The organism is Acinetobacter sp. ANC 3813, from assembly GCF_002135435.1.
Lineage (GTDB): Bacteria > Pseudomonadota > Gammaproteobacteria > Pseudomonadales > Moraxellaceae > Acinetobacter.
Window position 1 is genome coordinate 122,391 of record NZ_NEGK01000008.1, and the last position, 25,353, is coordinate 147,743.

General features: G+C 44.5%; 24 protein-coding genes. 13 read left to right on the plus strand and 11 right to left on the minus strand.

Features of this window, described 5'->3' with window-relative positions; translation table 11 throughout:
- Positions 1–3 precede the first annotated feature (3 nt).
- Positions 4–636 (minus strand): OmpA family protein, encoded by a 633-nt coding sequence (locus B9T34_RS12930; RefSeq protein WP_086213542.1) that lies wholly within the window; start codon positions 634–636, stop codon positions 4–6.
- Positions 637–884: 248 nt separating this feature from the next.
- Between B9T34_RS12930 and B9T34_RS12935 the strand changes: the two genes are divergently transcribed.
- From B9T34_RS12935 to B9T34_RS12960, 6 genes are all read left to right on the plus strand, one after another.
- Positions 885–1,808, plus strand: coding sequence for an acyltransferase (locus B9T34_RS12935; protein ID WP_086213543.1), 924 nt, complete (start codon positions 885–887; stop codon positions 1,806–1,808).
- A 30-nt stretch (positions 1,809–1,838) separates the two neighbouring features.
- Positions 1,839–2,897, plus strand: a complete 1,059-nt coding sequence (locus tag B9T34_RS12940) for a hypothetical protein (protein ID WP_086213544.1) — start codon at positions 1,839–1,841, stop codon at positions 2,895–2,897.
- A gap of 122 nt (positions 2,898–3,019) precedes the next feature.
- On the plus strand, positions 3,020–3,748 hold the full coding sequence (minC, locus tag B9T34_RS12945) for a septum site-determining protein MinC (RefSeq protein ID WP_086213545.1): 729 nt from the start codon (positions 3,020–3,022) through the stop codon (positions 3,746–3,748).
- A gap of 65 nt (positions 3,749–3,813) precedes the next feature.
- On the plus strand, positions 3,814–4,626 hold the full coding sequence (gene minD, locus B9T34_RS12950) for a septum site-determining protein MinD (RefSeq protein WP_086213546.1): 813 nt from the start codon (positions 3,814–3,816) through the stop codon (positions 4,624–4,626).
- Position 4,627: 1 nt separating this feature from the next.
- Positions 4,628–4,900: a cell division topological specificity factor MinE gene (gene minE / locus B9T34_RS12955; RefSeq protein ID WP_086213547.1), complete on the plus strand. Its 273-nt coding sequence runs from the start codon at positions 4,628–4,630 to the stop codon at positions 4,898–4,900.
- Positions 4,901–5,073: 173 nt separating this feature from the next.
- On the plus strand, positions 5,074–5,361 hold the full coding sequence (locus tag B9T34_RS12960) for a PA4642 family protein (RefSeq protein WP_086213548.1): 288 nt from the start codon (positions 5,074–5,076) through the stop codon (positions 5,359–5,361).
- Between the two features lie 72 nt (positions 5,362–5,433).
- Here B9T34_RS12960 and B9T34_RS12965 read toward each other — a convergent pair whose 3' ends face one another.
- On the minus strand, positions 5,434–6,336 hold the full coding sequence (locus tag B9T34_RS12965) for an AEC family transporter (RefSeq protein WP_086213549.1): 903 nt from the start codon (positions 6,334–6,336) through the stop codon (positions 5,434–5,436).
- 115 nt (positions 6,337–6,451) lie between these two features.
- Here B9T34_RS12965 and B9T34_RS12970 point away from each other — a divergent pair, with 115 nt between their 5' ends.
- Positions 6,452–7,339: a LysR family transcriptional regulator gene (locus B9T34_RS12970; RefSeq protein ID WP_086213550.1), complete on the plus strand. Its 888-nt coding sequence runs from the start codon at positions 6,452–6,454 to the stop codon at positions 7,337–7,339.
- A 206-nt stretch (positions 7,340–7,545) separates the two neighbouring features.
- Positions 7,546–8,094, plus strand: coding sequence for a hypothetical protein (locus B9T34_RS12975; protein ID WP_086213633.1), 549 nt, complete (start codon positions 7,546–7,548; stop codon positions 8,092–8,094).
- Positions 8,095–8,162: 68 nt separating this feature from the next.
- Here B9T34_RS12975 and B9T34_RS12980 read toward each other — a convergent pair whose 3' ends face one another.
- A complete protein-coding gene (locus B9T34_RS12980) occupies positions 8,163–11,255 on the minus strand; it encodes a DNA translocase FtsK (RefSeq protein ID WP_086213551.1) in 3,093 nt (1,030 codons plus the stop codon).
- 250 nt (positions 11,256–11,505) lie between these two features.
- On the opposite strand from B9T34_RS12980, the gene trxB reads away from it, so the two are divergent.
- The 3 genes from trxB (at position 11,506) to B9T34_RS12995 (ending at position 14,144) form a co-directional block, all read left to right on the plus strand.
- The gene (gene trxB, locus B9T34_RS12985) at positions 11,506–12,456 is read left to right on the plus strand and encodes a thioredoxin-disulfide reductase (RefSeq protein WP_086213552.1); all 951 of its coding nucleotides are present in this window, start codon (positions 11,506–11,508) and stop codon (positions 12,454–12,456) included.
- 99 nt (positions 12,457–12,555) lie between these two features.
- The gene (gene aat / locus B9T34_RS12990) at positions 12,556–13,293 is read left to right on the plus strand and encodes a leucyl/phenylalanyl-tRNA--protein transferase (RefSeq protein WP_086213634.1); all 738 of its coding nucleotides are present in this window, start codon (positions 12,556–12,558) and stop codon (positions 13,291–13,293) included.
- A gap of 35 nt (positions 13,294–13,328) precedes the next feature.
- On the plus strand, positions 13,329–14,144 hold the full coding sequence (locus B9T34_RS12995; RefSeq protein ID WP_086213553.1) for an arginyltransferase: 816 nt from the start codon (positions 13,329–13,331) through the stop codon (positions 14,142–14,144).
- A 96-nt stretch (positions 14,145–14,240) separates the two neighbouring features.
- On the opposite strand, the gene rimI is transcribed toward B9T34_RS12995, so the two are convergent.
- From rimI to B9T34_RS13030, 7 genes are all read right to left on the minus strand, one after another.
- Entirely contained in the window at positions 14,241–14,699 is a 459-nt protein-coding gene (gene rimI, locus B9T34_RS13000; protein WP_086213554.1) for a ribosomal protein S18-alanine N-acetyltransferase, read from the minus strand.
- Between the two features lie 126 nt (positions 14,700–14,825).
- Positions 14,826–15,707: a metal-dependent hydrolase gene (locus tag B9T34_RS13005; protein WP_086213555.1), complete on the minus strand. Its 882-nt coding sequence runs from the start codon at positions 15,705–15,707 to the stop codon at positions 14,826–14,828.
- Positions 15,708–15,922: 215 nt separating this feature from the next.
- On the minus strand, positions 15,923–17,113 hold the full coding sequence (gene tuf, locus B9T34_RS13010) for an elongation factor Tu (RefSeq protein ID WP_086213556.1): 1,191 nt from the start codon (positions 17,111–17,113) through the stop codon (positions 15,923–15,925).
- A 95-nt stretch (positions 17,114–17,208) separates the two neighbouring features.
- A complete protein-coding gene (fusA, locus tag B9T34_RS13015; RefSeq protein WP_086213635.1) occupies positions 17,209–19,344 on the minus strand; it encodes an elongation factor G in 2,136 nt (711 codons plus the stop codon).
- A 130-nt stretch (positions 19,345–19,474) separates the two neighbouring features.
- On the minus strand, positions 19,475–19,945 hold the full coding sequence (rpsG, locus tag B9T34_RS13020; protein WP_005011815.1) for a 30S ribosomal protein S7: 471 nt from the start codon (positions 19,943–19,945) through the stop codon (positions 19,475–19,477).
- 177 nt (positions 19,946–20,122) lie between these two features.
- Positions 20,123–20,497, minus strand: coding sequence for a 30S ribosomal protein S12 (gene rpsL, locus B9T34_RS13025; protein WP_002050319.1), 375 nt, complete (start codon positions 20,495–20,497; stop codon positions 20,123–20,125).
- A gap of 156 nt (positions 20,498–20,653) precedes the next feature.
- The gene (locus tag B9T34_RS13030; RefSeq protein WP_086213557.1) at positions 20,654–22,132 is read right to left on the minus strand and encodes an EcsC family protein; all 1,479 of its coding nucleotides are present in this window, start codon (positions 22,130–22,132) and stop codon (positions 20,654–20,656) included.
- A 271-nt stretch (positions 22,133–22,403) separates the two neighbouring features.
- Here B9T34_RS13030 and B9T34_RS13035 point away from each other — a divergent pair, with 271 nt between their 5' ends.
- Together B9T34_RS13035 and hemJ are read left to right on the plus strand one after the other, a co-directional pair.
- Entirely contained in the window at positions 22,404–23,633 is a 1,230-nt protein-coding gene (locus tag B9T34_RS13035) for a beta-ketoacyl synthase N-terminal-like domain-containing protein (RefSeq protein ID WP_086213558.1), read from the plus strand.
- Between the two features lie 67 nt (positions 23,634–23,700).
- Complete coding sequence (gene hemJ, locus B9T34_RS13040; protein ID WP_086213559.1) at positions 23,701–24,153, plus strand: protoporphyrinogen oxidase HemJ; 453 nt, start codon at positions 23,701–23,703, stop codon at positions 24,151–24,153.
- Between the two features lie 67 nt (positions 24,154–24,220).
- Here hemJ and B9T34_RS13045 read toward each other — a convergent pair whose 3' ends face one another.
- On the minus strand, positions 24,221–25,327 hold the full coding sequence (locus B9T34_RS13045; RefSeq protein ID WP_086213560.1) for an acyltransferase family protein: 1,107 nt from the start codon (positions 25,325–25,327) through the stop codon (positions 24,221–24,223).
- Between the last annotated feature and the right edge of the window lie 26 nt (positions 25,328–25,353).

Consider the following 25,353-nt stretch of genomic DNA (forward strand, 5'->3'; position numbering starts at 1 on the left):
AAATTATTTAGTTTCGTAAACTGTGATTTCTACACGGCGGTTTTGTTCACGGCCTGCAGCTGTTGAGTTGTCAGCTACTGGAGAAGTTGAACCGTAGCCTTTAGCAGTAATGCGAGATGCAGAAATGCCTTGAGAAGCTAAGTAGTTTTTCACAGAGTTTGCGCGGTTAGAAGACAATGGATTGTTGATCGCGTCAGTACCTGTGTTGTCAGTATGACCGTGTACAACAATTGCCAGTTTGTTCGCAGTACCGTCTTCACGCAATACTTTAGATACGTCATTCAGTGCAGATTGGAACTGAGGCTGAATGGTGTATGAATTTGTCGCAAAAGTTACAGAAGGCATAACAAGGTTGATTGAACCGTCAGAGTTACGGTCTACATCTACGCCTGTACCAGCCAATTCTTCACGTAAGCGTTTTTCTTTCTTATCAAGAAGAAGGCCAGCACCGCCGCCCACAACTGCGCCAATTGCAGCCGCTTGGCCCATTTTATCTTTGTCAGCATTTGAATAAGCAAGACCAGCGCCTAACAATGCACCTAGGCCAGTACCAATCGCAGCTTTGTCATATTCCATATTTTGACAGCCTGAAAGTGCCAGAGCCCCAACTACTGCAGAAATTACTAGTGCACGCATCGCATGCCTCCTTGGTTGTGTTTTGTTTATATGAACGAAATGATGAATGAAAACAAATGGCTGAACCATTGATTTTTTGTTAATAATAATCTGTTTAGTTACATTTTGTAATGTTTGATTGTGAAAAAAAACGTTAACTTCATCACAATTTCTTCATAGTTAGATTGCAGGCCTTTGCTATTTCGCAAACTGCAGCTATATTTGATAGATTCGGCAAAATAAAGAAGATTTGATCCTAGGGAATTTTTATGCCATCTCAAAGAAATAAGCAACCAATCTTAAAAAAAATCACACGCGGTCTGACGGTCAGTTCAGTTATTACGGGCAGCACTTTTTTTCATGGCCCGCCTATTTTAGCTTTAGGCTTAACTAAATTACTAAAAAAATCCAGCAAAGTCGATGAAACCAACATCAAGATTACAAATAGCTGGCTTACTGTCAACAACTGGCTGATTGATCATGTTCTGTCCAATACAAAATGGGACATCACGGTAGATGAACAGCTGAATTTAAATATGCAGGGCCGCTATTTAATGACCTGCAACCATCAAAGCTGGGTAGATACTACAGTCAATCAGTATTTTGGCCTCACCCGCATGCCTTTAACCCGTTTTTTTACAAAATGGGAACTTATTTTTATTCCATTTGTCGGCCAAGCCTTTAAAATTCTCGGCTTCCCGATGATGAAGCGTCATAGCAAAGAGCAAATTGCCAAAAATCCTGAGCTGAAATACCGTGATATAGAGGAAGCGCGCAATTCTTGCGAACAGCTGCTGAGCCAGCCTTTTACCTTGCTCAACTATTTGGAGGGCACACGCTGCACGCCAGAAAAGCAGGCACAGCAGCAATCACCGTACAAAAATCTGCTGAAGCCTAAAGCAGGCGGTTTGGCGCTGGCGCTGAATATTTTGGGCGATAAAATTGATGCCTTGGTCGATATGACAATTGTCTATCCTGACGGCATTCCAGGTTACGGTGAATTCTGGCTCGGAGAAGTCCCGCGTATTGCGGTCAATTTACGCAAGATTGATATTCCGGCGTGGGTGCTTGAAGGCAATTATGAAGATGACGCTGAGTTTCGGGAAAAATTTCAGCACTGGGTTGACCAGTTATGGAAAGAAAAAGATCAATTGATTAGCCAGATGAAAGCGCAATACACTGTCAAATCATAAGCTCAACCCCATTAGGAAAAGTGAACGCATATGCCGCAAAACGACAGCGTTAAAAAGTCTAAATACCATCACTTAGACCCGAGCAGCCTATATTTCAAGCTGTTTTTGGCCTATGACATTTTCATGGTCTTTATCATCATTTTTAACCTGTTCTGCTTAGGCATGAACCTTTTCCTGATGAGCAATATCGGGGAGTGGTTCTTAAACAGTATTCACTTAGGCAATGTACTCAGCTTTTACCGTGAGTACTTGCACCCTTGGGTCATTACCACTGAAGCGTGGTTCATTATCTTTTTAATTGCGGAATTAAGCATTCGCTGGATCATTGCCATTGTGCAAAAGCACCACCAGCGCTGGTTCTTCTTCCCGTTTATTCACTGGTATGAAATCGTCGCTATTATTCCTTATTTACGTTTTTTACGTTTATTTCGCGCCGGCATTATCGCCTACCGCCTCTATGAAATGGGCTATCAGATCTTCCCAAAATCTTGGCAAAATAAAGCGCTATTTTATTACCGTGTGGTAATGGAAGAACTTTCTGACCGTGTTGTAATCACTGTTTTAGATGGTTTAAAGCATGAGCTGAATACCAGCACTACCCATAAAGATTTAATCAGCAACGTAATCCAGCACCACCGTGAACTGTTTTCTCAAGTGCTGGCAGAAGTGCTGCAGGAAAATTTAAGTAAAGAACTGAAAGCTGAGCGTGAACGGATTGCGGCCAGTGTCGGACAGATTGTCAATCAAGCGATTGAAGATACGCCTGAATTGACACAGCTGCTGCGTCTTATTCCGCTGGTTGGTGGACGTATCGAACAGCAGATTCAGAGCATCGGTCAGCGCCTTGGAGAAAATATTACTCATGGGCTGATTGATCCGCTCGCCTATCCTGCAGCGTCCACACACAAAAATCCAAACTTATATGCTGATATTGCACAGCGGATCAGCCGAATTGAAATTGAAAAAAATGAAAAATTGGATGAACTTGTCCGCTCTGCAGTATTTGAAAGTTTAGATGCAGTACGTAAGCAAGTGAAGGTCAAACAGTGGCAGCAAATTTTGCAGGAACAGAATCAAGACAAAGAATAAGCAGCAGAGCAAAATAATTGCTGTTCGCGCTAGAGAATTGAGTCAATTTGTTCTAGCATTTGCTCTATTTACCAAACCGCTTCGGCATAAAACAAACAGCACAGAAGTACGAAGGAATAATTATGGCTGATATACGGATAAAAGGCAGAATGGTCAATGCGATTCGCATTAGCCTCGATACGAATGATCATGATGCTATCCGCCAGCAACTCACCCCTATGCTTCAAAAAGCTTTCCCGGCTGGCACACTGGCAGTCATTGAAAGCAGTGTAGATCAGGAGCTGATTGAACTGATTCAGCTTTTAAGTAGCTTAGACCTGCAGCCCATGGCTGTCACTGAAGGGCTGCTTGCAGCTCAAGCGCGTTCAATTCAATTCCCCGTTGTGCCTGCAGACCGTCAATTGCAGCAAGTGAAAGCAACCAAAGAACTGGCTGCTGTAGAAGCGGCGGCACCAGTTACAGCTGAAACTCAAACTGCAGCAGAACAGCCAGCGGCTGAGGCGCCTGCAGCGCAGCATTTGACGTCTTACCATAATGAAATTTTGCGTACAGGCCAATGTCTTGTGCAAAACAATGGGGACATTATCAGCACAGCGGGCATTAACAGCGGTTCAGAAGTGATTGCATCAGGAAATATACATATTTACGGCATTGCCCGTGGTAGAGTCATTGCCGGCGCTGGAGGCAATACCGCAGCGCGTATTTTCTGCCACTCTTTAGAGGCAGAATTGGTCTCAATTGCGGGAACTTATTGCGTTGCGGATGACATTCCGCAGCATATGGCAAAACAGCCTGTGCATATTTATTTAAATGATCAGCAAGAGCTTGTATTTGAAGCTTTGCAATTTTAATGTATAAATAAACACCAAAAACCCCTATTCATATAAGGGGATTTACCATAACAGGAGTGGATTCGGTGGCGAAAATTGTTGTCGTAACATCAGGCAAAGGCGGCGTAGGCAAAACTACGACAAGCGCATCTTTTGCAACAGGTTTAGCCCTACGCGGTCACAAAACTGTTGTTATCGATTTTGACGTAGGCTTACGTAACCTTGACCTTATTATGGGTTGTGAGCGCCGCGTAGTTTATGATTTTGTAAACGTTTTAAATAATGAAGCGCGTCTGCAGCAAGCGCTCATCCGCGATAAAGATATTGAAAACCTCTATATTTTGCCTGCTTCTCAAACACGCGATAAAGACGCATTGACTGATGACGGCGTAGCGCGTGTGATGGATGAGCTTTCACAAGAGTTTGACTACATTATCTGCGACTCGCCTGCCGGCATTGAACGCGGTGCGATTTTAGCGATGTACCACGCAGATGAAGCGATCATCGTAACCAACCCTGAAATTTCTTCAGTGCGTGACTCAGACCGCATCATTGGCATGCTGGACAGCAAAACTAAAAAAGTTGAACAGAACGAAGGCCGTATCCGCAAACACTTGTGCATCACGCGCTTCAACCCTGAACGTGCTGATAAGCAAGAAATGCTGACGATTGACGACATTTCAAAAGATATTTTACGCGTACCGACTTTAGGTGTTATTCCTGAGTGCAAGAGCGTCCTTCAAGCATCAAACGAAGGTAAGCCTGTAATTCTGTATACAGAAACTGCAGCTGGTGAAGCCTATGATGACCTTGTTGCCCGCTTCCTTGGCGAAGAACGCCCTTACCGTCATATTACGGTAAAACCTAAAGGCTGGTTAGCACGATTATTTGGAGCGTAAAATGGCAGGATTCTGGAGTAAACTTTTCAGCAGTGATGACAAGCCTTCTAGCGCGCAAACTGCGAAAGACCGTTTAAAAGTAATTGTAGCATCTGAGCAAGGTTTAGGCCGCCGCTTAAGCCAAGAAAAAATTGAACAGATGAAGAAAGAGATCATGCAAGTGGTGAACCGCTATGTCAGCGGCGTGGATGAAGAACACATTCAAATGTCTGTTCGTTCTGAAGCCAACATTGAAATGCTCGAAATGAATATCAATTTGCCTGAAGAGCGTTAATCTGATTTCTGATTAGTCAAGCAAATTGATTCAAGGCAAAATGTGCGCCGGAGCAAAGCATTGCTTGGTTCCGGCGCAAGACGAGAAGCTTTGCTTCGAAGTGCCTTAAGGCTTTGCTGCTTGTGCACTCAAATTTGCTTTTTTATTTTCAAAAGAATACCAAGGAGATTGCGATGGCATTATCTCAACCGGCGACGTTTAACGAAGAATGGTCTGATGAGCGTGTATTTGCCTACTTGAATCAGCTGCCTCCTGAAGGCGTAAATGGTGATTTTCATGTGCTTTACCATGCGTTCAAACACATGCGCCCTAATGATTATGAGCGCCTGCTGACCCAATTCAAAGCTGATGGCCGCGATGTCAATGCAACAAATCCTGAAGGTCAGCGTATTCACGATGTGATTGCGCAATACCCGCGTCAAAGCGAAGGCTTCTTAGAAGTTTTGGCTAAATTTGCTTGATCGCTTGATTGCTATAAAAATGCCTGCTGATGCAGGCATTTTTTTGCTTGAGTTTCAGCAATCAAGTTGAGATTAAAAAAGCAGCCACATCAGCAATGGAAAACTGACAGTAAAACATAAGGTTTGCAGACTGATTACTCCTGCCATCAATTGACTGTCACCCTGAAAATAGCGGGTCAAAATATAGGATGCAGAGGCGGTTGGCAAAGCAAAAAAAGTCACCACTAGCGCGCTTTGCAGCGGGTCTAAAGAAAGTAGCGCACTGACGGCAAAGGCGAAGCATGGCATCAGCAGCAAGCGGCCTGCTGTATTCCATGACAGACGGGCTAAATCATAGCGCAGCTGACCAAATTGCAAGGCAGCGCCCACAGATAGCAAGCCTAATGGCAGGCTCATCGCTGCTAAAATTTTCAGCAGAGACTGCATGCCACTGAATAAGCTTAGGCCTGAAAGATTAAACAGTACGCCAACCACACAGCCTAAAATTAACGGGTTTTTCAGAATAGACTGCACCGTATTCAGGCCTTGTCCACGCTGCACCTGCGCAAAAGACATCACTGACAAAACGTTCACAACAGGTATCGCAATTGCGATCAGCATGGCAAACTGCTGCATGCCTGCTGGACCATAGAGTGTTCCCATCAGCGCAAGGCCAATATAGGTATTAAAACGGACGTGGCTTTGCAGATAAACCCCAAAACGCGCTGGCGGAATACGATAAATTCGCTTCAACAGCCATAAAATTGCACTGGCAAACAAAACTGTAATAAAAAAGGCCAAAAGCAGCTGAATAATTTTCTGCAAATCCAGCTGCACATCAGCCAGATTGGTAAACAGTAACACTGGGAACAAAATATAGTAGTTCAGCTTTTCAGAATTAACCCAAAACTCATTTTGTACAAACTGCTTCCGTTTCAGCACATAGCCCATTGCAATCAAAATCATCAGCGGGAATAAAGCCATGAAGACAGTCATCATCTCTTCCATGCACACACATCGTGTACTTTCACAGTAATTCAGCGCACAATATAATCCTCATTCATATTCATATCAAAATGAGTAAATACTCATAATATTAAACAACTGAACCATGACCCTGACTCAACTTGAAATTTTTATTTTAGTCGCTGAATATCAAAGCTTTACTGCAGCCGCGAAAGAGCTGGGCATTACTCAGTCGGCCGCATCGCATGCCGTAAAATCATTGGAAAAGGATTGGGATGTTCATCTGTTGATTCGTGAACAGCATCAGATTGAACTGACTCATATCGGCCGCCAGCTGCTATCGCATGCGAAAGAAATGCTCAATACTGCGCAAATTATGCAGCAGGAAATTAATGCCTCACACGGCATTCAGCAAGGCACGCTGCGGATCGGTTCTTTTGGGGCTTCTTCATCCATTCATCTCCTGCCTGAATTATTAAATGCCTACCGCCAGCGCTATCCGAATATTGAAATTTTTGTTGAAGAAGGCACTGATCATGATGTTTCGCAGTGGATTCATGAACGGCAAGTTGACATCGGTTTTGCTGTCCTGCCCCGCACTGATTTAGATACCTATCCCTTGCTGCAGGACATTTTTATTGCGCTAATTCCAAAATCTTATCCTGTAGCGCAGCAAAGCGCTTTAAATATACAAGACTTGCAGGATTATCCATTTATTATGACCAAGGCCGGCAGCCAGACGCATGTCGAGCGCCTGCTCAAGCAGTACCAGATTCAGCCAAAAATCATGTATCAAATGTCGCAACTACTGACGATTTTAAATATGGTCAATCTGCAGGAAGGCATTGCCATTGTTGCGGATATGTCGATGACTGCTGACCTGCTGCAGCTGCACCCAAATGTCATTAAGCGTCCGCTGCTGCCAAATACGCAGCGTCAGATTGGGCTTGCAATAAAAGATGCCAACTCCGCCAGCCCAGCGGTTAAAGCATTTATTCAACTGGCACAGCAAATGTTTTATTTTCCTCAATAGCCGATTCTATGTGCACTTCTTTACCCTTCCAAAAGAATGAATCAACATAAAAACAGCTCACATCTTTTTTAAATCTAATAGTATTCAATTGATTAACATTGAATGAATGAAATAAATTGCTGTATAAATCAATACAATGAATCATTCATCGCACCATATCAAAATAAATTAGCTTACTAAAATTCAACTCAGCAAGAATAATGACTATGACAACCTTACAAACAGACCTGCCTCCGCATGAGGCTCAGACCATTTATGCGCATGTAGAAGAACAGCGCATCATTAGCTTGAACAGATTTATCTTTTTATCAATCATCTCTTTCGGTCTTTATCCTATTTGGTGGATGTTTGAAGCATGGCGCTTCTTTATGCAAAAAGATCAGCTGAATATAATGCCTGCAGCACGCGCCATATTTGCCATATTTTTCATCTACCTACTCTTCAACCATATTCAGAATTATGCCGAAGCGCAGGGCTATCAGAAAAAATTTTCCTCAGTGCTGATGTGCATAGGCTATATTGGCGGGTCACTGCTGGCTCAGCTGCCTGATCCTTACTGGCTTATTTCAGTCGCGGCATTTGCCTTCTTAATCCCGGCATTCCAAGCGCTGAATTATGCCAAACAAAATACGCAAGGTTTAAAGATCAAGCATATGCAGAATTTCAGCATGCCTCAGTGGATTCTGATTATCATCTGCGCAATATTTTGGCTGCTGATTCTCGCGGCCCTATTTATATTAGAAACGCCGCAATAAGCAGAACTCATTGCGGCGTTATGATGACTAAAGCTTGTGCCGCACAATCATCATTGTGCAGATGGCATTTAGACTAAGATTTCGCGCTTACCGTTCGCCCCCATTGAGCTGACAATGCCGTTTTCTTCCATCTGGTCGATAATGCGGGCGGCACGGTTATAGCCTAAACTGAATTTACGCTGTAATGAAGATGTTGACGCCTTACGGGTTTCCAGAACAAAGGAAACGCATTGATCATATAGCGCATCGCGGTCTGAACCGCCATCACCATCTTCAAAGCCGCGAGAAGTCGGTTCTTCATCAAATGGCGTCAATATTTCATCAACATAGTTCGGATCGCCACGCTCACGCCATGCATCACAAATCCGGTTCACTTCGTCGTCCGAAATAAAGGCGCCATGCACACGTTCTGGCTCAATCTTACCAGGGCCAAGGAACAGCATGTCACCATGCCCCAGCATGTCTTCTGCACCGCCCGCATCCAAAATGGTCCGCGAGTCAATTTTTGAGTTCACACGCAGCGCAACGCGGGTTGGAATATTGGCTTTAATCAAACCTGTAATCACATCCACCGATGGACGCTGAGTTGCCAGCAGCAAGTGAATGCCCGCTGCACGTGATTTTTGCGCTAAACGGGTAATCATTTCTTCTGCTTTTTTACCCACCTGCATAATCATGTCCGCGAACTCATCCGCCACAATCACAATGGATGGCAATGGCTCTAAGCGCGGTGCACGCTCACCCGCTACAGAATCACTGGCTTTCCATGTTGGGTCAATTAAATCTTCGCCATTGGCCAGCGCTTCTTCAACCTTGCGGTTATAGTCAGCCAATTTACGGATTTTTAAGAAAGACATCAGCTTATAGCGGCGTTCCATTTCATTCACACACCAGTTCAATGCGCTCACCGCATCTTTCATGTCAGTCACGACTGGTGTTAACAAATGCGGAATATCATTATAGTTCGCCAATTCCAGCTGTTTCGGGTCAATCATAATTAAACGCAGCTGATCAGGCGTGTATTTCAGCAGCATAGATAGAATCATTGAGTTCACGGCGACTGACTTACCTGAACCTGTGGTCCCTGCCACCAGCATATGTGGCGCTTTGCCCAAGTCCGTAATCACTGGATTACCTGAAATGTCCTTGCCCATCGCCATCGACAGCAGTCCCGCAGGATCACGGTATGCAGGTGTTTCCAGCAATTCAATCAGTCGCACCATTTCACGCGCGCTGTTTGGCACTTCAATGCCAATATAGGGCTTGCCCGGAATAACTTCGACCACACGCACGGAAGCCATAGACATCGAACGCGCTAAATCTTTAGAAATGTTAGTGACTTTTGATGCTTTCACACCCGGCGCCAAATCTAATTCAAAACGGGTAACAACTGGACCCGGCTGCGCTTCCATCACTTTGGCTTTGACATTGAATTCCTGCAGCTTAATTTCCAGCAGTTCAGATAAACGCGCCAGCTGTTCCGCAGTGAAGTTCACTTTTTTATTTGGGTCAACGCGATCCAGCAATTCCCAACCCGGTAAAGTCGGCAAATCTAAACGCTTTTTTGCCACCTGCATAGAACGTGACATTGGACGCCCCATGGCATCGGTCAGCGGTGCATCCAGATCAAAATCATCTTCTTCATCAAATGGTTCATCAGCAGGCTTGCCGGCAGTGTCCTGCCATGCATCGCGGAAAGCATCTTTGTTGGATGAAATTAAGTTTTTTTCATCCTCAGACACGTAAGTATCCGCTACAGCGGCTGGCTGGCTGAAATTGGTTTGAATCTCCGCTTTGACAAAAGGTGAAGATTGCGCGTAACTGCTCGCAGTTCTCGGCGCGGCTTCTGATACTTCAGTCTCATCCACCAGCAAATCATCCAGATCATCAAAATCTGCAGCCAAGCCAGTTTTAGGGATAGCAGCTGGAACTGCTGCTGCCACAGGCACTGCAGCAGCCGAAACCGCAGGTATAGCCTCTTCTACAATATGCAATGCTGAAGCAGCTGCTGGGGAAGGTTCAGCTGTATGACTGAATGGCGTGTGCACATCTGTCGCTGTCTTGCTGTTTGGCACAGCCGCCAGCAGTTCATCAAATATCTCGTCATCATCCCAGTCCACACTCTTAGCTTTCGGCTGTTGTTCAGCTGAAATACCTGACTGCGGATGCACCACATGCTGAAAATGTCCAGCAGGATTGCTGGGCTGATCTTCTTCCGCCGCTTTCAGCAAGGCATCAATATCCTGTGTATGACGCTGATCTTCATTGGAATTCAGCGCGCGCCATACTTCACCTGTTGCAACAACACGCTGGCTGTCCTGCTCAAGGCGGTGCGCTTTTTCTAAGGTGCGCTCAAATTCATCGTCATTTTCATCAAACGGTGCAGGCCCGGCATCTTGCGCAGACATCCACTCTTTATGCGCAATATCGTCAAATAGCCGCTCAGCTGCACGGTCACGGACAGCAGGATCAATCGCCACTTCATGATGTTCTGGCGCAGGTGTTACTGCCGCAGCTTTTGCAGATGCCGACCCAGTTTCCTTTTTAATATGCGGTGCAGTACGGTCAAAAGCAGCTTCTGATTCTGGCACATTGCGGTAAAACAAATCCTGCAGATACGCTGGCGCAGCTTTTAAGGTGGCCCATGTACGGTTCCACTTAATACCAAAAGCCAATGTCAGCAGTAAAATCAAGAATGCCAGCAATACAGGGACGGCCCCATATACGGTCAGCAGATTTTCAAAACTGCCGCCCAGCTCATAGCCGATAATGCCGCCTGACGAGTTATCCAAAGTATCTGCCGGAACATTCCACAGCAAATACAGCAGGCTTGCGCTGGCCAATAAAATAAAGAATTGCGCCGCATAGCGAAAAGGACGGTTTAGAAAACTGTGCGGCCACCACACTTGTATCGCCTCAGCGAACAAATACATCGGAATCAGCAGGCTAGCCCAGCCTAAAAAACCGAACAGCAAATCTGCAATCCAAGCGCCAGCCACACCGCTTGCATTTGACACTTGAAAAGTATCACTGGAAATATGCATCCAGCCGGGGTCAAATGGTGTGTATGTTACTGTTGCAAGGAACAGATAAATCCCAAACGAGACTAAAAATAATGTCATTACTAAGCGCTGTGCATAAGCACTCGACACCGCTGTCATATACTGTCCTGTAGCCAATTCTTGATGAATGTTTTTGTTTGCTGTTCTGCTTCAAAAAGCCGTGCAATAACTCATTATTATGCACCTCTTCCTTAAAAAAAGATGCAATATTATTGATGCATGTTGTTAACTTCGGGCTATATAGCTCAAATCGATTTCAATGATCAATAATATCGACTTTAATCGCACACAACAGCCCCCTACTTTCACGTATAATTTCACAAATTTCTATATAAAAAAAGGATGCCGCATGAGCGCTCGTCACTCACGTTTGATTATTCTTGGTTCAGGCCCTGCTGGCTACAGCGCTGCTGTATATGCCGCACGTGCGAACTTAAAGCCAACACTGATTGCAGGCTTGCAATTAGGCGGTCAGTTAACCACAACGACTGAAGTTGACAACTGGCCAGGCGATGCACACGGCTTAACAGGCCCTGCCCTGATGGAGCGCATGCAAGAGCACGCAGAACGTTTCGGCACTGAAATCGTTTACGACCATATCAATGAAGTTGACTTAAACGTACGTCCATTTGTGCTCAAAGGCGATATGGAAGAGTTCACCTGTGATGCCCTGATCATTGCAACAGGCGCTACAGCTCAGTACTTAGGCCTTGAATCTGAAGCAGCATTCATGGGCCAAGGCGTAAGCGCTTGCGCAACATGTGACGGTTTCTTCTACAAAAACCAAAAAGTGATGGTTGTTGGCGGCGGCAACACTGCAGTTGAAGAAGCGCTTTACCTTTCAAATATTGCATCGCATGTGACTCTAGTTCACCGCCGTGATTCACTGCGTTCTGAAAAAATCCTGCAAGACCATCTTTTTGAAAAAGAAAAAGAAGGCAAAATCAGCATTATCTGGAATCACCAAGTTGATGAAGTTTTGGGCGATGAAAAATCAGGCGTTACGTCTATTCGTTTAAAATCAACTCAAGATGATTCGACTCAAAATGTAGATGTGACCGGCCTATTCGTTGCCATTGGCCACAAGCCAAACAGCAGCATGTTTGAAGGCCAGCTGACACTTCGTGATGGCTACATTCAAGTGCAAAGCGGCACTGCAGGCAATGCAACGCAAACTTCTGTACAAGGTGTTTATGCAGCGGGCGATATTGCAGACAGCGTTTACCGCCAAGCCATTACTTCTGCAGGTTCAGGCTGTATGGCAGCGCTGGATGCTGAAAAATATTTAGACGCGCTCTAAGCCTTAATATCATTTCAAGATGAATCAAAAAACCGCCTTTCAAGGCGGTTTTTTTATGTATCATCTTAAATATCACATTGCTAAAACAACGACCTCATGATGCAGATTTTGCCGCCGTCAGAATATACATTTCCTGATCCTGCTGAAGCCGATCCCGAGGGTCAAGGCCTGATTTGCATTGGGGCAGACCTCTCAGCCTCTACAATATATGAAGCCTATACGCACGGCTTATTTCCATGGTTTTCTGAAAACGAACCCATTTGCTGGTGGTGCCCAGAGCCGCGCTGCATCATCCGCCCGCAAGAATACAAGCCGAGCAAGTCTCTTATCCGCAATATGAAAAAACTCGATTATACCATTACGGTGAATCAGGCTTTTGGAAGGGTCATCCGCTCATGCTCCCTGCCCCGCAGCTATGCCGATGAAACATGGATCAGTGAAGATATTATTTATGCCTATTGCCAAATGTTCGATGCCGGCTACGGCTACAGCATTGAAGTCTGGGACAAGGGCAGATTGGTCGGCGGATTATATGGCCTGTCCATCGGGCATGGCTGCTTCGGCGAATCGATGTTCAGCACGCAAACCGATGTTTCCAAAATGGCTTTTTATGCGTTAATGCTGCTGGGCCGTGAAAACAATTTACCTTGGATTGACTGTCAGCTGGTCAACGACCATTTAATCAGTCTGGGCGCCTGCACACTTTCTCGCCATGCGTACCTTAATTCGTTACAAGATGTAATAAAACAGCCTGCAATAGATTGGAAAAAGTATCAGGACAGTGTATTTTCAAGTAAAACAATAGCAGAAACTGCTCAGCTCTTAGGAACGACATGAGCTGCCCCACACAATAATAGCGAGGGATATTTGACATGAATTCATATCACCCAAAATCCCTATTGAATGAATTGCAGTATTACATTACACCGCCGCACGACTGCAGCTATCTCGAAAATAAATCTGCGCGCATGGTGTTTTTAGATCCGGTTCACCGAATTGATGTCGTTACACTGTCAGAACTGTCACGCATGGGCTTCCGCCGCAGCGGCGATTTTGTCTACCGCCCAGAGTGCCATCTCTGCCGCCAGTGCCTATCTTCCAGAGTGCCTGTTCAGCTGTTTAAAATGAACAGCAAGCAGAAAAAAGCATGGAAGCGCAATCAGGACTTAACGCTTAAGATCAGCCGCCCGCAAGACGCTTCCGATGTGCACTATGCTTTATATGAACGCTATATCAATGAACGGCATGCCGATGGCGACATGTATCCGCCCAGCCGCGATCAATTTGAAAAATTTCTGATTCACAGCTGCACAGACAGTTTCTTTTTAGAATTATGGAAAGATGACCGCCTGATCAGTGTATCGACTTGTGATCCTTTAGATGATGGGCTGTCTGCGGTTTATACTTTTTTTGATCCAGATGAAAACCGCCGTTCACTTGGTGTCTTTGCCGTATTGAAGCAAATCGAACATGCTCGAAATTTGGATTTAAAATATATCTATTTAGGCTATTGGGTGCCGCATTCCAATAAAATGAATTACAAATCTGAATATATTCCGCTTGAGCTTTTATTGGATGGGCAATGGCGCCGCTTAAACCGCGCGCTGACTGCAGAAGAAATCCATCAGCTTGGAGATTCGCTGATGACTACCCTGCCATCTGGCTGGAACAATCCAATTATCAAATAAGTTTGACATCTTTGCAGCGCTTCAATTTACAGACTGCAGTATCCATCTTTTGATTGAATCAATTTGGATACTGCACGTTTATGCAGCTAAAAAATATTAATTAAATAGTTTCGAAAAATCATCTGTACAGGATTTCACCATAATAATGGCATGTTCTCGTGTTCCGTCTGCTTTTGGATAATAGTTTTTACGCAGATCAATCTGATGAAAATCAGCTTTTTCATACAGTTTGATTGCAGCTGTATTGCCTTCACGCACTTCCAAAAAAATCTGTACTGGATTGTTTTTCAGCATAGCTACGGATTGATCCAGCAGCTGATAGCCCAAACCTTTACCCTGCTGACTCGGATGCACGGCCATCAATAGCAAATTCGCCTCATCTAAAACGGGCTGTAAAATACAAAATGCCTGTACGACGCCATTTTGCTCCAGCACCGTGCTTTGATAACCCTCTACCGCTTCTTCGAATTGCTTCTTGTTCCAAGGATGGCTTTGTACTAATTTTTCAATTTCCGCCACTGACGCAACATCTGCAGCATTCATCAAACGAATCATCTTCGTTTATCTTTTATCTAAATAGGAATAGTGGATTATAAAAACTTTCTAGAAAAAATCGAACAAAAAAAAGAGCGATTTGCATCGCCCTATCAATTCACCAAACCACAGCTGCAGGTTGAAAACTTATAAACCCAGTTTTGCTTTCCAGCTCATGAGCAGCTGATCTGTATCTAAATCATTTGGGTGGAAGCCTGGACGGAAATACTCCAGCATCTCTTTCCACATACCGGTAATCACCCCTTTCGATGGGCTATAGCCATAAACATAAATATCTTTCAAAGATTGTAAATTTAACTGCTTGTCGTCTTTCAGCAAACGAGCAACAAAATAACTTTGTACAAAAAACAGCGTCACCATTGCGCCAACCAAAGAACCAGTACGTAAAGCATATGCTCTTAGGCCTTTACCAAATACACCTTCAAACACATCATAGGCCACGGCTTTATGTTCATTTTCTTCAATCGCATGCCAAAGCCACATTGTTTTCATGGTTTCATCAGTCATCAGCTCTTGAATATGCTTATTGGTCAGCAATTGTGATGCAATTGTTGCAGTGAAATGCTCAAGCGCAGTTGTTGCCGTTAAATCCACCATCTCTTGCGTAATGCCCACAGGCTTGCCAATAAAAGCAAAAACTTTACGAGTCCGCTGAATAACAAGGTCTGTTATGCCGTCTAAGCGGTCAACATCATGCCCATACTTTTGCGCTGAGGCATTAAAACCGACATGCTCATGCGTATGCATTGCTTCTTGACCAATAAACGCACTGATTTCTTTTTGCAGCGATTCATTGTCTTTAATCGCTGGGTGCTGACGCACAGCACGCACGCTATCAATAAAGAATTTTTCACCCGCTGGAAATAATGCTGACAAACCCGTCATAAAGTGTGTGAGGCCTGCTGAACCATTCATCCAATATTCTGGTACAGATTCAAAATCAAAATTCATGCGGCGTACAGGAAAGCTTGCACCTGCACGATTTGTGATTTTTACTTTAGCATTCATCTTACCGCTCCTTTTTAAGTGAACAATTCACCTAAAAACTTATATTTGTTTTCATTTTTTATCTTACGTTGTTCTGATTATTCTATAAGTGCAGTTTAGGACAGCAAATTATCACTTAAGGACAGCTTAAGCAGTTATTGTCTGACAATTTTATCTTCGATAAATTTAAACAAAAAAAAAGCGCCCCTAAGGAGCGCTTCTTTTACAACTAATACTTATGCAATAACTTTAGCTACTACACCAGCACCAACTGTACGGCCGCCTTCACGGATCGCGAAGCGTAAGCCAGCGTCCATAGCGATCGGGTGGATAAGCTCTACTGACATTTCTACGTTGTCACCAGGCATAACCATTTCAACGCCTTCTTGAAGAGAGATAGCGCCAGTTACGTCAGTTGTACGGAAGTAGAACTGTGGACGGTAACCGTTAAGGAATGGAGTATGACGACCGCCTTCTTCTTTAGAAAGTACGTATACTTCTGCGTCGAATTTAGTATGCGGCTTGATCGCACCTGGTTTAGTCAATACTTGACCGCGTTGAACGTCTTCACGCTTAGTACCGCGAAGAAGAACACCACAGTTCTCGCCCGCACGGCCTTCGTCAAGAAGTTTACGGAACATTTCAACACCAGTAACAGTCGTTGTTTGAGTATCACGGATACCAACGATTTCTACTGATTCGCCTACTTTAACGATACCTGATTCTACACGGCCAGTTACTACTGTACCACGGCCAGAAATAGAGAATACGTCTTCGATTGGCATCAAGAATGCTTTATCGATAGCGCGTTCTGGTTCTGGAATGTAAGAGTCAAGCGCTTCAACAAGAGCAACTACAGCAGGTTCGCCGTATTGACCTTGGTCACCGTTAAGTGCAAGCAGAGCTGAACCGCGGATGATTGGAGTGTCATCGCCTGGGAAGTCATAAGTAGAAAGAAGTTCACGAACTTCCATTTCTACTAATTCAAGAAGCTCTTCGTCGTCTACAAGGTCGCATTTGTTCAAGAATACAACGATGTATGGAACGCCTACTTGGCGAGAAAGAAGGATGTGTTCACGAGTCTGTGGCATAGGACCGTCAGTCGCAGCACATACAAGGATCGCGCCGTCCATTTGAGCAGCACCAGTAATCATGTTTTTAACATAATCGGCGTGACCCGGGCAGTCTACGTGTGCGTAGTGACGAATAACTGAGTCATATTCTACGTGTGAAGTATTAATTGTAATACCACGTGCTTTTTCTTCAGGTGCAGAGTCGATTGCAGCGTAATCTTTCGCTTCGCCACCGAATTGTTTTGCACATACAGTTGCAATTGCAGCTGTTAAAGTTGTTTTACCATGGTCGACGTGACCAATTGTGCCCACGTTTACGTGTGGCTTATTACGTTCAAACTTAGCCTTAGCCATGAGATCTTCCTTTTTAAACTGCTTATGGAGGGAAAACTCCATAAGCGATTTGGTTTTTAACTATGAATTAGTTTGGGCTTATAGTAATCGAAAGATTACTCGTCGTCACCTTTTTTACCGCCAGACTGGAACTTAGAAATAATGCCTTCAGCCACGTTACGTGGAGTTTCAGCATATTTAGAAAATTCCATAGAATAAGTTGCACGGCCTTGAGACATAGAACGCATTTGAGTCGCGTAACCAAACATCTCTGCAAGTGGAACTTCAGCTTTAATAGCTTTAGTACCGCCAGGCAAGTCGTCCATACCTTGAACCATACCGCGGCGACGGTTTAAGTCACCCATGATATCGCCCATGTAGTCTTCTGGAGTTTCTACTTCTACTTTCATGATCGGTTCAAGCAAGATAGGATCTGCTTTCATGAAACCGTCACGGAATGCGTAAGAACCTGCCATTTTGAACGATAATTCGTCAGAATCGACATCGTGGTAAGAACCGTCGAACAATGTAGCTTTAATGCCAACAACTGGGTAACCAGCCAAGACACCATTCTTCATACGTTCTTGAATACCTTTGTCTACAGCGCCAAAGAATTCTTTTGGTACTACGCCGCCTACAACTTCTTCAACGAATTCGTAGTCTTTTTCTGATTCAGGATCAAGCGGTTCTAAACGTACGTATACGTGACCGAATTTACCTTTACCACCAGTTTGACGTACGAACTTACCTTCTTGTTCAACTGACTTTTTGATCGTTTCACGGTAAGAAACCATTGGTTTACCAATGTTTGCTTCAACACCGAATTCACGCTTCATACGGTCAACAATGATGTCAAGGTGAAGCTCACCCATACCAGCAATAATTGTTTGACCTGATTCTTCGTCAGTACGAACGCGGAATGATGGATCTTCCTTCGCTAAACGGCCAAGAGCGATAGACATTTTCTCTTGGTCAGCTTTAGTTTTAGGTTCAACAGCCAATGCAATTACTGGCTCTGGGAATTCCATACGTTCAAGCGTAATAACGTTTTTCTCGTCACACAGCGTATCACCAGTAGTAACGTCTTTAAGACCTACACATGCAGCGATATCACCAGCGCGGATTTCTTCAACGTCTTGACGGTCGTTTGCGTGCATTTGCACGATACGGCCAATACGTTCGCGTTTAGATTTAACTGGGTTGAAAACAGAGTCGCCTTGTTTAAGAACACCAGAGTAAACACGTACGAATGTCAAGTTACCTACGAATTTGTCGTTCATGATTTTGAACGCAAGCGCAGAGAACGGAGCTTCGTCAGATGCTTCACGAATTGCTTTAGTTTCAGCTTTGTCGTCTAGAACGCCTTCAATCGCTTTAACTTCAGTCGGTGATGGCAAGAATTCAATAACAGCATCCAACATACGTTGAACACCTTTGTTTTTGAACGCAGTACCGCAAAGCATTGGTTGAATTTGACAAGCCAAAGTTTGAACACGTAAACCAGTAACGATTTGTTCTTTCGACAAGTCGCCATTGTTTAGGTATTCATCCATTAACTCTTCTGAAGCTTCAGCTGCAGCTTCAACCATGTTTGTACGCCATTCTTCAGCAGTTGCTTGAAGTTCAGCAGGAATTTCACCGTATTCGAACTGCATACCTTGAGAAGCTTCATCCCAAATGATCGCTTTCATTTCGATCAAGTCGATCACGCCTTGGAAGTTTTCTTCAGCGCCAACAGGGATTACAACTGGTACAGGGTGAGCACCAAGACGAGTCTTCATTTGTTCAACAACGCGGAAGAAGTTGGCGCCAGTACGGTCCATCTTGTTCACGAATGCTAAACGAGGCACTTGGTATTTGTTCGCTTGACGCCATACAGTTTCTGACTGAGGCTGTACACCGCCCACAGCACAGTAAACCATGCACGCGCCGTCAAGAACACGCATAGAACGCTCAACTTCGATTGTGAAGTCAACGTGTCCCGGTGTATCAATTACGTTGATACGGTGTTCAGGGAACTGCTTAGACATACCTGACCAGAATGTAGTAGTCGCAGCTGAAGTGATTGTAATACCACGTTCCTGCTCTTGCTCCATCCAGTCCATTGTCGCTGCACCGTCATGTACTTCACCAATTTTGTGAGATACACCTGTGTAGAACAAGATACGTTCAGTAGTTGTGGTTTTACCGGCATCAATGTGCGCAGAAATACCAATGTTACGATAACGAGAAATTGGGGTTTGACGAGCCATGATTTCTTGCATTCCTAAATTTTGTTATTAAAACAGGACGCTTTAAGCTGCAGAGCAGCTTAAAGCAATTCGATGACTGAACAATGACAACCGCTCAGCCACCCTCCTGAATAGGGGCTGTTTTATCCGCTTAGAAACGGTAGTGAGAGAAGGCTTTGTTGGCTTCAGCCATACGGTGCACATCTTCACGTTTTTTGATCGCTGCGCCTTTGCCTTCAGCTGCATCAAGCAACTCGCCAGCAAGACGTAAAGCCATAGTTTTTTCAGAACGCTTAGCAGCAGCATCTACTAACCAACGCATAGCCAAGGCAGTACGACGGGATGGGCGTACTTCCATAGGTACTTGGTATGTAGCACCGCCAACACGGCGAGCTTTTACTTCGACCATAGGGCGAACTTTTTCAAGAGTAGTCTCGAAAAATTCAACTGGGTCTACTTTAGATTTTTCTTGAACGCGGTCTAAAGCACCGTAAACGATACTTTCAGCAATAGATTTTTTACCATCTTGCATTACGTGGTTCATGAATTTAGCGATTGTTTGGCTGCTGAACTTAGGATCCGGAAGGATTTCACGGGCAGCGACTACGCGACGTCTTGGCATTTTAATACACCTAATAAAATTGACACTTCAGGTTTATCCAGCATCAGCACAAAGTGTCATGTGCTATTCGCTGGCCTTACTACACGTCGCTTGAATTTCACAAAATTAATGCAGAAATCAGACAAGCGAGACGATAAAGGATTGCGGTTCTACGTTCTTAAAAACAATCTCGAAAGATTATTTTTTCGGACGTTTAGTACCGTATTTAGAACGTGACTGGTTACGATCTTTCACGCCAGCACAGTCTAAAGAACCACGAACGGTATGGTAACGTACACCTGGTAAGTCTTTAACACGACCACCACGGATAAGAACAACACTGTGCTCTTGTAGGTTATGGCCTTCACCACCGATGTAGCTAGAAACTTCAAAACCTGAAGTTAAGCGAACACGGCAAACTTTACGCATTGCTGAGTTAGGTTTTTTAGGTGTAGTCGTGTAAACACGTGTACAAACACCACGACGTTGTGGACAAGCCTTCAACGCAGGAACTTTTGATTTTTCAACCAAAGTTGTACGACCCTTACGGATCAACTGATTTGTTGTTGCCATTTGGCAATTCTCCCGTTAAATAAAAGCCCCAAAAACATACTGCTTTTTGAGGGCATGCAATTGTAATTCAGGATGTCAAAATGGTCAAGATTCAGCATGCAGCCAAATCTTAACCATTTTGTATTTTGATCACTTTTTCAGCAGAAAATATACTGCTTATTTAGGCTGTTCACCCGCAGGCTTTTTTGCAACTCTTTTTTTGGCAGGTTTTTTTGCAGCTTCAGGCGCTTTTGCCGCGTCAGCAGCAGCCTGAACTTGTACCGCAGTATCTTCTGTAGAGATTAAACCGTCAGCAAACTCATCAGCATGACTTTCATCTGCAGTTAAAACTTCCGACAAAGCAGGCTTTTGCGGCGGAACAGCTTTGCTTGGCGCAACTTCTTTTTTTGCCAAGGCATCCAGCTGATCGGACACTTGCGCATCCTGCTGCTCCGGCGCAGCTTTTACTGCCTGCACTTTTTTGCGTACTTTGATCTGACTGATATTGGGACTGCCTTCAATTTCAATGACCTGATCCAATACGGGCTCTTTTAACCCATGCTCAAGCCCTTTCAGAGATTCCAGCAGTTTAGGTGCAGCCTGCGACAGCAGTTCCAATGACTTTTCATATGCCGCCAATGGCGACAGCTGATGGTCTGCATGCTGAATCAGATACCCACGGGCATGAGAAAAAACTTCCTGCGCTTTTTGATTCGCTTCATTGACCAAACGGCGGCTATATACTGCCCCGATGCCCGCGCTGGCCAATGGCGTCAGTTTTGACAATTTCTCCAGTACAGAGACTTTCGGCATCTGGTTTAGCCACGACCATTTAAACTGACCGCTGTCATCTAATAAATATTTTTTCAGCGATTCGATATCATTGCCTGAACCCAGCATTTGCTGCAGCTGACTGATATCACTGTTTTGAATCGTGCTTGAAAGCGCCTTTAAAGCCATCAGCAAAGCTTGCTTCTCTGCAATGATGCCTAAATCAATCTGCTTAAAGATATGCTGCACAATGTCCTGATCGCTTTCTTTACTCAAATCAAATCCGTATGAACGGCCCACTTGATAAATGACCCGCAAAGACATCACCAGTGATGCTGGAATATCAATGGTTGAACCCACCACGCCTGTTGCACCTGTGAGCGCACCTTGCAGCGATGCAATCCATTTGTTTTGCTCTGTCAAAGCTTGGCTGATCCGCTTAGAGCGATCGACATCCTTGGTTAGCTCCTCTAAATCACGCACACCTGCCTGATCCAGCACATCATCGACCGAACTGAGGCTATTGCTGAATTGATTCAATTGCTCGAATAGATAATCAGAAATTTTATCTGAAAATTGCGGCGAGACAAAATTCGCTACATTATTGACTTTGCTGTAGTGCCGCCCCAAAAGCTGACGCGATACATTCGGAACATGATCACGCAAGACCTGCTGCGGATTTTCATAGTTTTTCACGTTAAATACGCCTTTATATTGCGCACTGCCTTCAATGGTGCGGGCATTGTTTTCTGACGATGAAAATTTGGAAACAGAATCAGGCGCCAGATGATTCAGCAAAGATACGCCTGACTCACTGAGCTTTTTAGCCACTCCAAAGGCATTTGAAAACAATCCAGCCGACTGTTTATTATTAGAATCCGCCATTCACTCCCCCACATCTTCAATTCTTGAATTTATGGATAAATACTAGGTGCTGTCTGACTTTATCTCAATATCATTGTGTATCTTTTAGTTAATTTATCGGCCAACTCTGTTCGATTCTGCATCTGCATCAATAGGCATAGGATTTGCCATAAGAATTCAAAATTCTTTCTGCTATCATAATTGCAATTGAACAACATGAGACGCGCACCGCTGCAGTGTTTGAAACACGCGGGGTTTGTGCTTCTCTACCTCAACATAAAGGGATCTGTAGATGAAACGTGTTGTAATCACTGGTATGGGGATTAACTCATGCATTGGTAATACATTGGAAGATGTAACGAACTCTTTGCAAAACGGGATTTCTGGAACACGTTTTAATCCGACTTATGCGGAATTGAATTTTAAAAGCCATGTCAGCGCAGCCGCTGAACAAGACTTTGACGGCATTGACCGCCGTTTAAAACGCTTCATGGGCGTATGCGCAATGTATGCCTACAATGCTGCATTGTCTGCAGTAGAACATGCCGGCTTAACAGCTGAACAAATTGGCGGCAATCCGCGTTACGGTATTGCTGGCGGTTCAGGCGGCGGCTCTACAGCTTCTGTGATTGAAATGAAAGATCTGCTGGATACCAAAGGCGCGCGTAAAGTTGGCCCGTTCTTTGTTCCCCGCAACATGACCAATACCATCACTGCAAACGTTGGCGTTGCCTTCAAAATGCAAGGTGTTGCTCACACGATTACCAGCGCATGCGCAACATCTGCAGATGCAATTGGTTATGCTTACAACCTGATTCAATTAGGCAAACAAGACTTAATGCTTGCAGGCGGCGGCGAAGAAGATCACTGGTCTCAAAGCTTACTGTTTGATGCCATGGGCGCGCTGTGCTCGAAATACAACGATACGCCTGAAACTGCTTCACGCCCTTACTCTGCTGACCGTGACGGTTTTGTGATTGCCGGCGGCGGCGGTTTCGTGGTGCTTGAGTCTTTAGAACACGCGCAAGCGCGCGGTGCAAACATTATTGCTGAAGTGGTTGGCTATGCGGCAAACTCTGACGGCGCAGACATGGTTGCCCCATCTGGTGAAGGCGCAACACGCTGCATCCTGATGGCTTTAGACGAAGCGAAACAGCACGGTGTAGATAAAATTGACTATGTGAACACACATGGTACTTCTACTCCAGCGGGCGACGTAACAGAGCTTAAAGCCATGGAGCGTGCATTTGGTGAAGGCCAAGTACCGCCACTCAGCTCAACTAAATCGATGACTGGTCACAGCCTTGGCGCAGCAGGCGTACAAGAAGCGATTTATTCTGTATTGATGATGCAAAATGACTTTATTGCGCCAAACATCAACGTCACAGAATTAGACGAAGGCGCGAAACCGTTTGATATCGTGCTTGAAAAACGCGACGCAAAATTGAATACTGTGATGAGTAACAGTTTTGGTTTTGGCGGTGTGAACGCGTGTCTCATTTTCAAAAAATGGGAAGGCTAATCTAAAGCCTGCTGATTTGGCGCTTCGGCGCCAAATAGCACACCCACCGCCCTTTTAAGGGTACATTATGGATGCTCCATCAGATGCTTTCCTCTGGGTCAAAGCATTACATATCATCGCCGTTGTATGCTGGTTTGCAGCGCTGTTTTATCTTCCCCGCCTCTATGTTTATCATGCCATGAGTGATGATGCTGTCAGCCATCAGCGCTTTGAAGTGATGGAACGCAAGCTGTACCGAGGCATTATGTGGCCGGCAATGATCGGCACACTGATCACGGCGCATTTTTTAGTCGATTGGGGCGATGCTACGCAGCACTACCATGAAGCCTTATGGTTTTATCTTAAAGTTGGCTTGGTCGGCTTGCTGGTGATTTACCATTTTGTTTGCGGCTATTACCGTAAAAAGCTGATTGGCAATGCGCATTACAAATCACACAAGTTCTGGCGCTTCTTTAATGAAATGCCAACGTTGATTTTATTTGCAGTGGTGATTTTGGTGGTGGTAAAGCCGACGTTCTAAAAACGTAAAATAAATAAGTTATAAAAAAGCCCTAATTCATTTAGGGCTTTTTACGTTTTGCAAAGCTTCAAGATTTAATCCATTTATTTCGAATCATGCGATTTAAGGGCGTGGAATAATATTTCTCTATCACCCAGCTTAGTAAAAAAACCGCAATAAAATAAATCGGCAGCAGCAGCAATTTTTCAGTCGGCAACGTTTCTTTAGGGAAATACACCACTTTCATCAAACCCAAAATAATCAAATGAAACAAATACATTTCATAACTGCGCTGTCCTATCCAGACCAAAGCCCTCGACCCGAAAGATTGTGCCTGCGTTTGCGGATCTTGCGCAAAACAAAAAATCAACAGCGCTGTCAGCATTGCAAAAGCGCTAATGCTCCAAGTACTTACCTCTTTAATTGGCGCATATAAATACAGCCCGCACATCAGCAGCGTTGTTACCGTCACAATGGGTTTCTTGCTCTGTAAAGCACCTTTAAAATGCTGCGTATACAGCGCTGTTAAACAGCCAATCGCAATACCATCGAAGCTAGAAAAATAATCATAAAGATAAGCCCCGCTTTCTTCGCCAAAATGCAGGCTGCGAAAGTACGGCGCATAAGCAATGATCAGCAGCAGAAAAATAATAAACCCTTTGCCGCGGCCTAAACCCAAACAGAGTAAAGGAAATGCCAAATAAAAGACTTCTTCTACAGACAATGACCACAGCACGCCGAGCGCATAGTTGACCCAGCCATACTCAATAATCAGCAGATTCATCCAAAAGCTGAAGGCAGACAGCACGGTTAATCCATAGGACACCTCAATACCGTTAGGCGCCTGATTCATAAAAGGCTTTAGCCCTAAACCGCCTAAAAAAACAACCATGGTGACAAGCAGCACCAGACAGGGAATAATCCGCGCAATTCTGCGTACATAAAAATCTTTCAGCTGAATTTTCGCCAATGAAGGACTGCGCTGCAAAGTATGCTGCGTGATTAAAAAGCCAGAAATCACAAAGAACATAGTCACGCCATAATTGCCGTTTCGGGCAATCAAGGTACTCAGACTTTCACCAAAAACTGGAATGCCTAAAAAAGTATCGTACAATTTATAAGGAATATTAAAATGGTGCAGCAGCACCAAAAGAATGGAAATGCCGCGCAAGACATCAATTTTATAATTACGCATCTATCGCTGTTAAAATTTTAAAGTGC

Coding starts and splice junctions, on each gene's coding strand:
- trxB (WP_086213552.1), top strand. CDS start 11,506: ATGAGCGCTCGTCACTCACGTTTGATTATTCTTGGTTCAGGCCCTGCT.
- B9T34_RS13030 (WP_086213557.1), bottom strand. CDS start 22,132: ATGGCGGATTCTAATAATAAACAGTCGGCTGGATTGTTTTCAAATGCC.
- B9T34_RS12965 (WP_086213549.1), bottom strand. CDS start 6,336: ATGACTGTCTTCATGGCTTTATTCCCGCTGATGATTTTGATTGCAATG.
- B9T34_RS12935 (WP_086213543.1), top strand. CDS start 885: ATGCCATCTCAAAGAAATAAGCAACCAATCTTAAAAAAAATCACACGC.
- rpsG (WP_005011815.1), bottom strand. CDS start 19,945: ATGCCAAGACGTCGCGTAGTCGCTGCCCGTGAAATCCTTCCGGATCCT.
- B9T34_RS12975 (WP_086213633.1), top strand. CDS start 7,546: ATGACAACCTTACAAACAGACCTGCCTCCGCATGAGGCTCAGACCATT.
- B9T34_RS12970 (WP_086213550.1), top strand. CDS start 6,452: ATGACCCTGACTCAACTTGAAATTTTTATTTTAGTCGCTGAATATCAA.
- B9T34_RS12980 (WP_086213551.1), bottom strand. CDS start 11,255: ATGACAGCGGTGTCGAGTGCTTATGCACAGCGCTTAGTAATGACATTA.
- B9T34_RS13045 (WP_086213560.1), bottom strand. CDS start 25,327: ATGCGTAATTATAAAATTGATGTCTTGCGCGGCATTTCCATTCTTTTG.
- B9T34_RS12960 (WP_086213548.1), top strand. CDS start 5,074: ATGGCATTATCTCAACCGGCGACGTTTAACGAAGAATGGTCTGATGAG.
- minE (WP_086213547.1), top strand. CDS start 4,628: ATGGCAGGATTCTGGAGTAAACTTTTCAGCAGTGATGACAAGCCTTCT.
- hemJ (WP_086213559.1), top strand. CDS start 23,701: ATGGATGCTCCATCAGATGCTTTCCTCTGGGTCAAAGCATTACATATC.
- fusA (WP_086213635.1), bottom strand. CDS start 19,344: ATGGCTCGTCAAACCCCAATTTCTCGTTATCGTAACATTGGTATTTCT.
- B9T34_RS12995 (WP_086213553.1), top strand. CDS start 13,329: ATGAATTCATATCACCCAAAATCCCTATTGAATGAATTGCAGTATTAC.
- minC (WP_086213545.1), top strand. CDS start 3,020: ATGGCTGATATACGGATAAAAGGCAGAATGGTCAATGCGATTCGCATT.
- B9T34_RS12930 (WP_086213542.1), bottom strand. CDS start 636: ATGCGTGCACTAGTAATTTCTGCAGTAGTTGGGGCTCTGGCACTTTCA.
- aat (WP_086213634.1), top strand. CDS start 12,556: ATGCAGATTTTGCCGCCGTCAGAATATACATTTCCTGATCCTGCTGAA.
- tuf (WP_086213556.1), bottom strand. CDS start 17,113: ATGGCTAAGGCTAAGTTTGAACGTAATAAGCCACACGTAAACGTGGGC.
- rpsL (WP_002050319.1), bottom strand. CDS start 20,497: ATGGCAACAACAAATCAGTTGATCCGTAAGGGTCGTACAACTTTGGTT.
- B9T34_RS13035 (WP_086213558.1), top strand. CDS start 22,404: ATGAAACGTGTTGTAATCACTGGTATGGGGATTAACTCATGCATTGGT.
- rimI (WP_086213554.1), bottom strand. CDS start 14,699: ATGATTCGTTTGATGAATGCTGCAGATGTTGCGTCAGTGGCGGAAATT.
- B9T34_RS12940 (WP_086213544.1), top strand. CDS start 1,839: ATGCCGCAAAACGACAGCGTTAAAAAGTCTAAATACCATCACTTAGAC.
- B9T34_RS13005 (WP_086213555.1), bottom strand. CDS start 15,707: ATGAATGCTAAAGTAAAAATCACAAATCGTGCAGGTGCAAGCTTTCCT.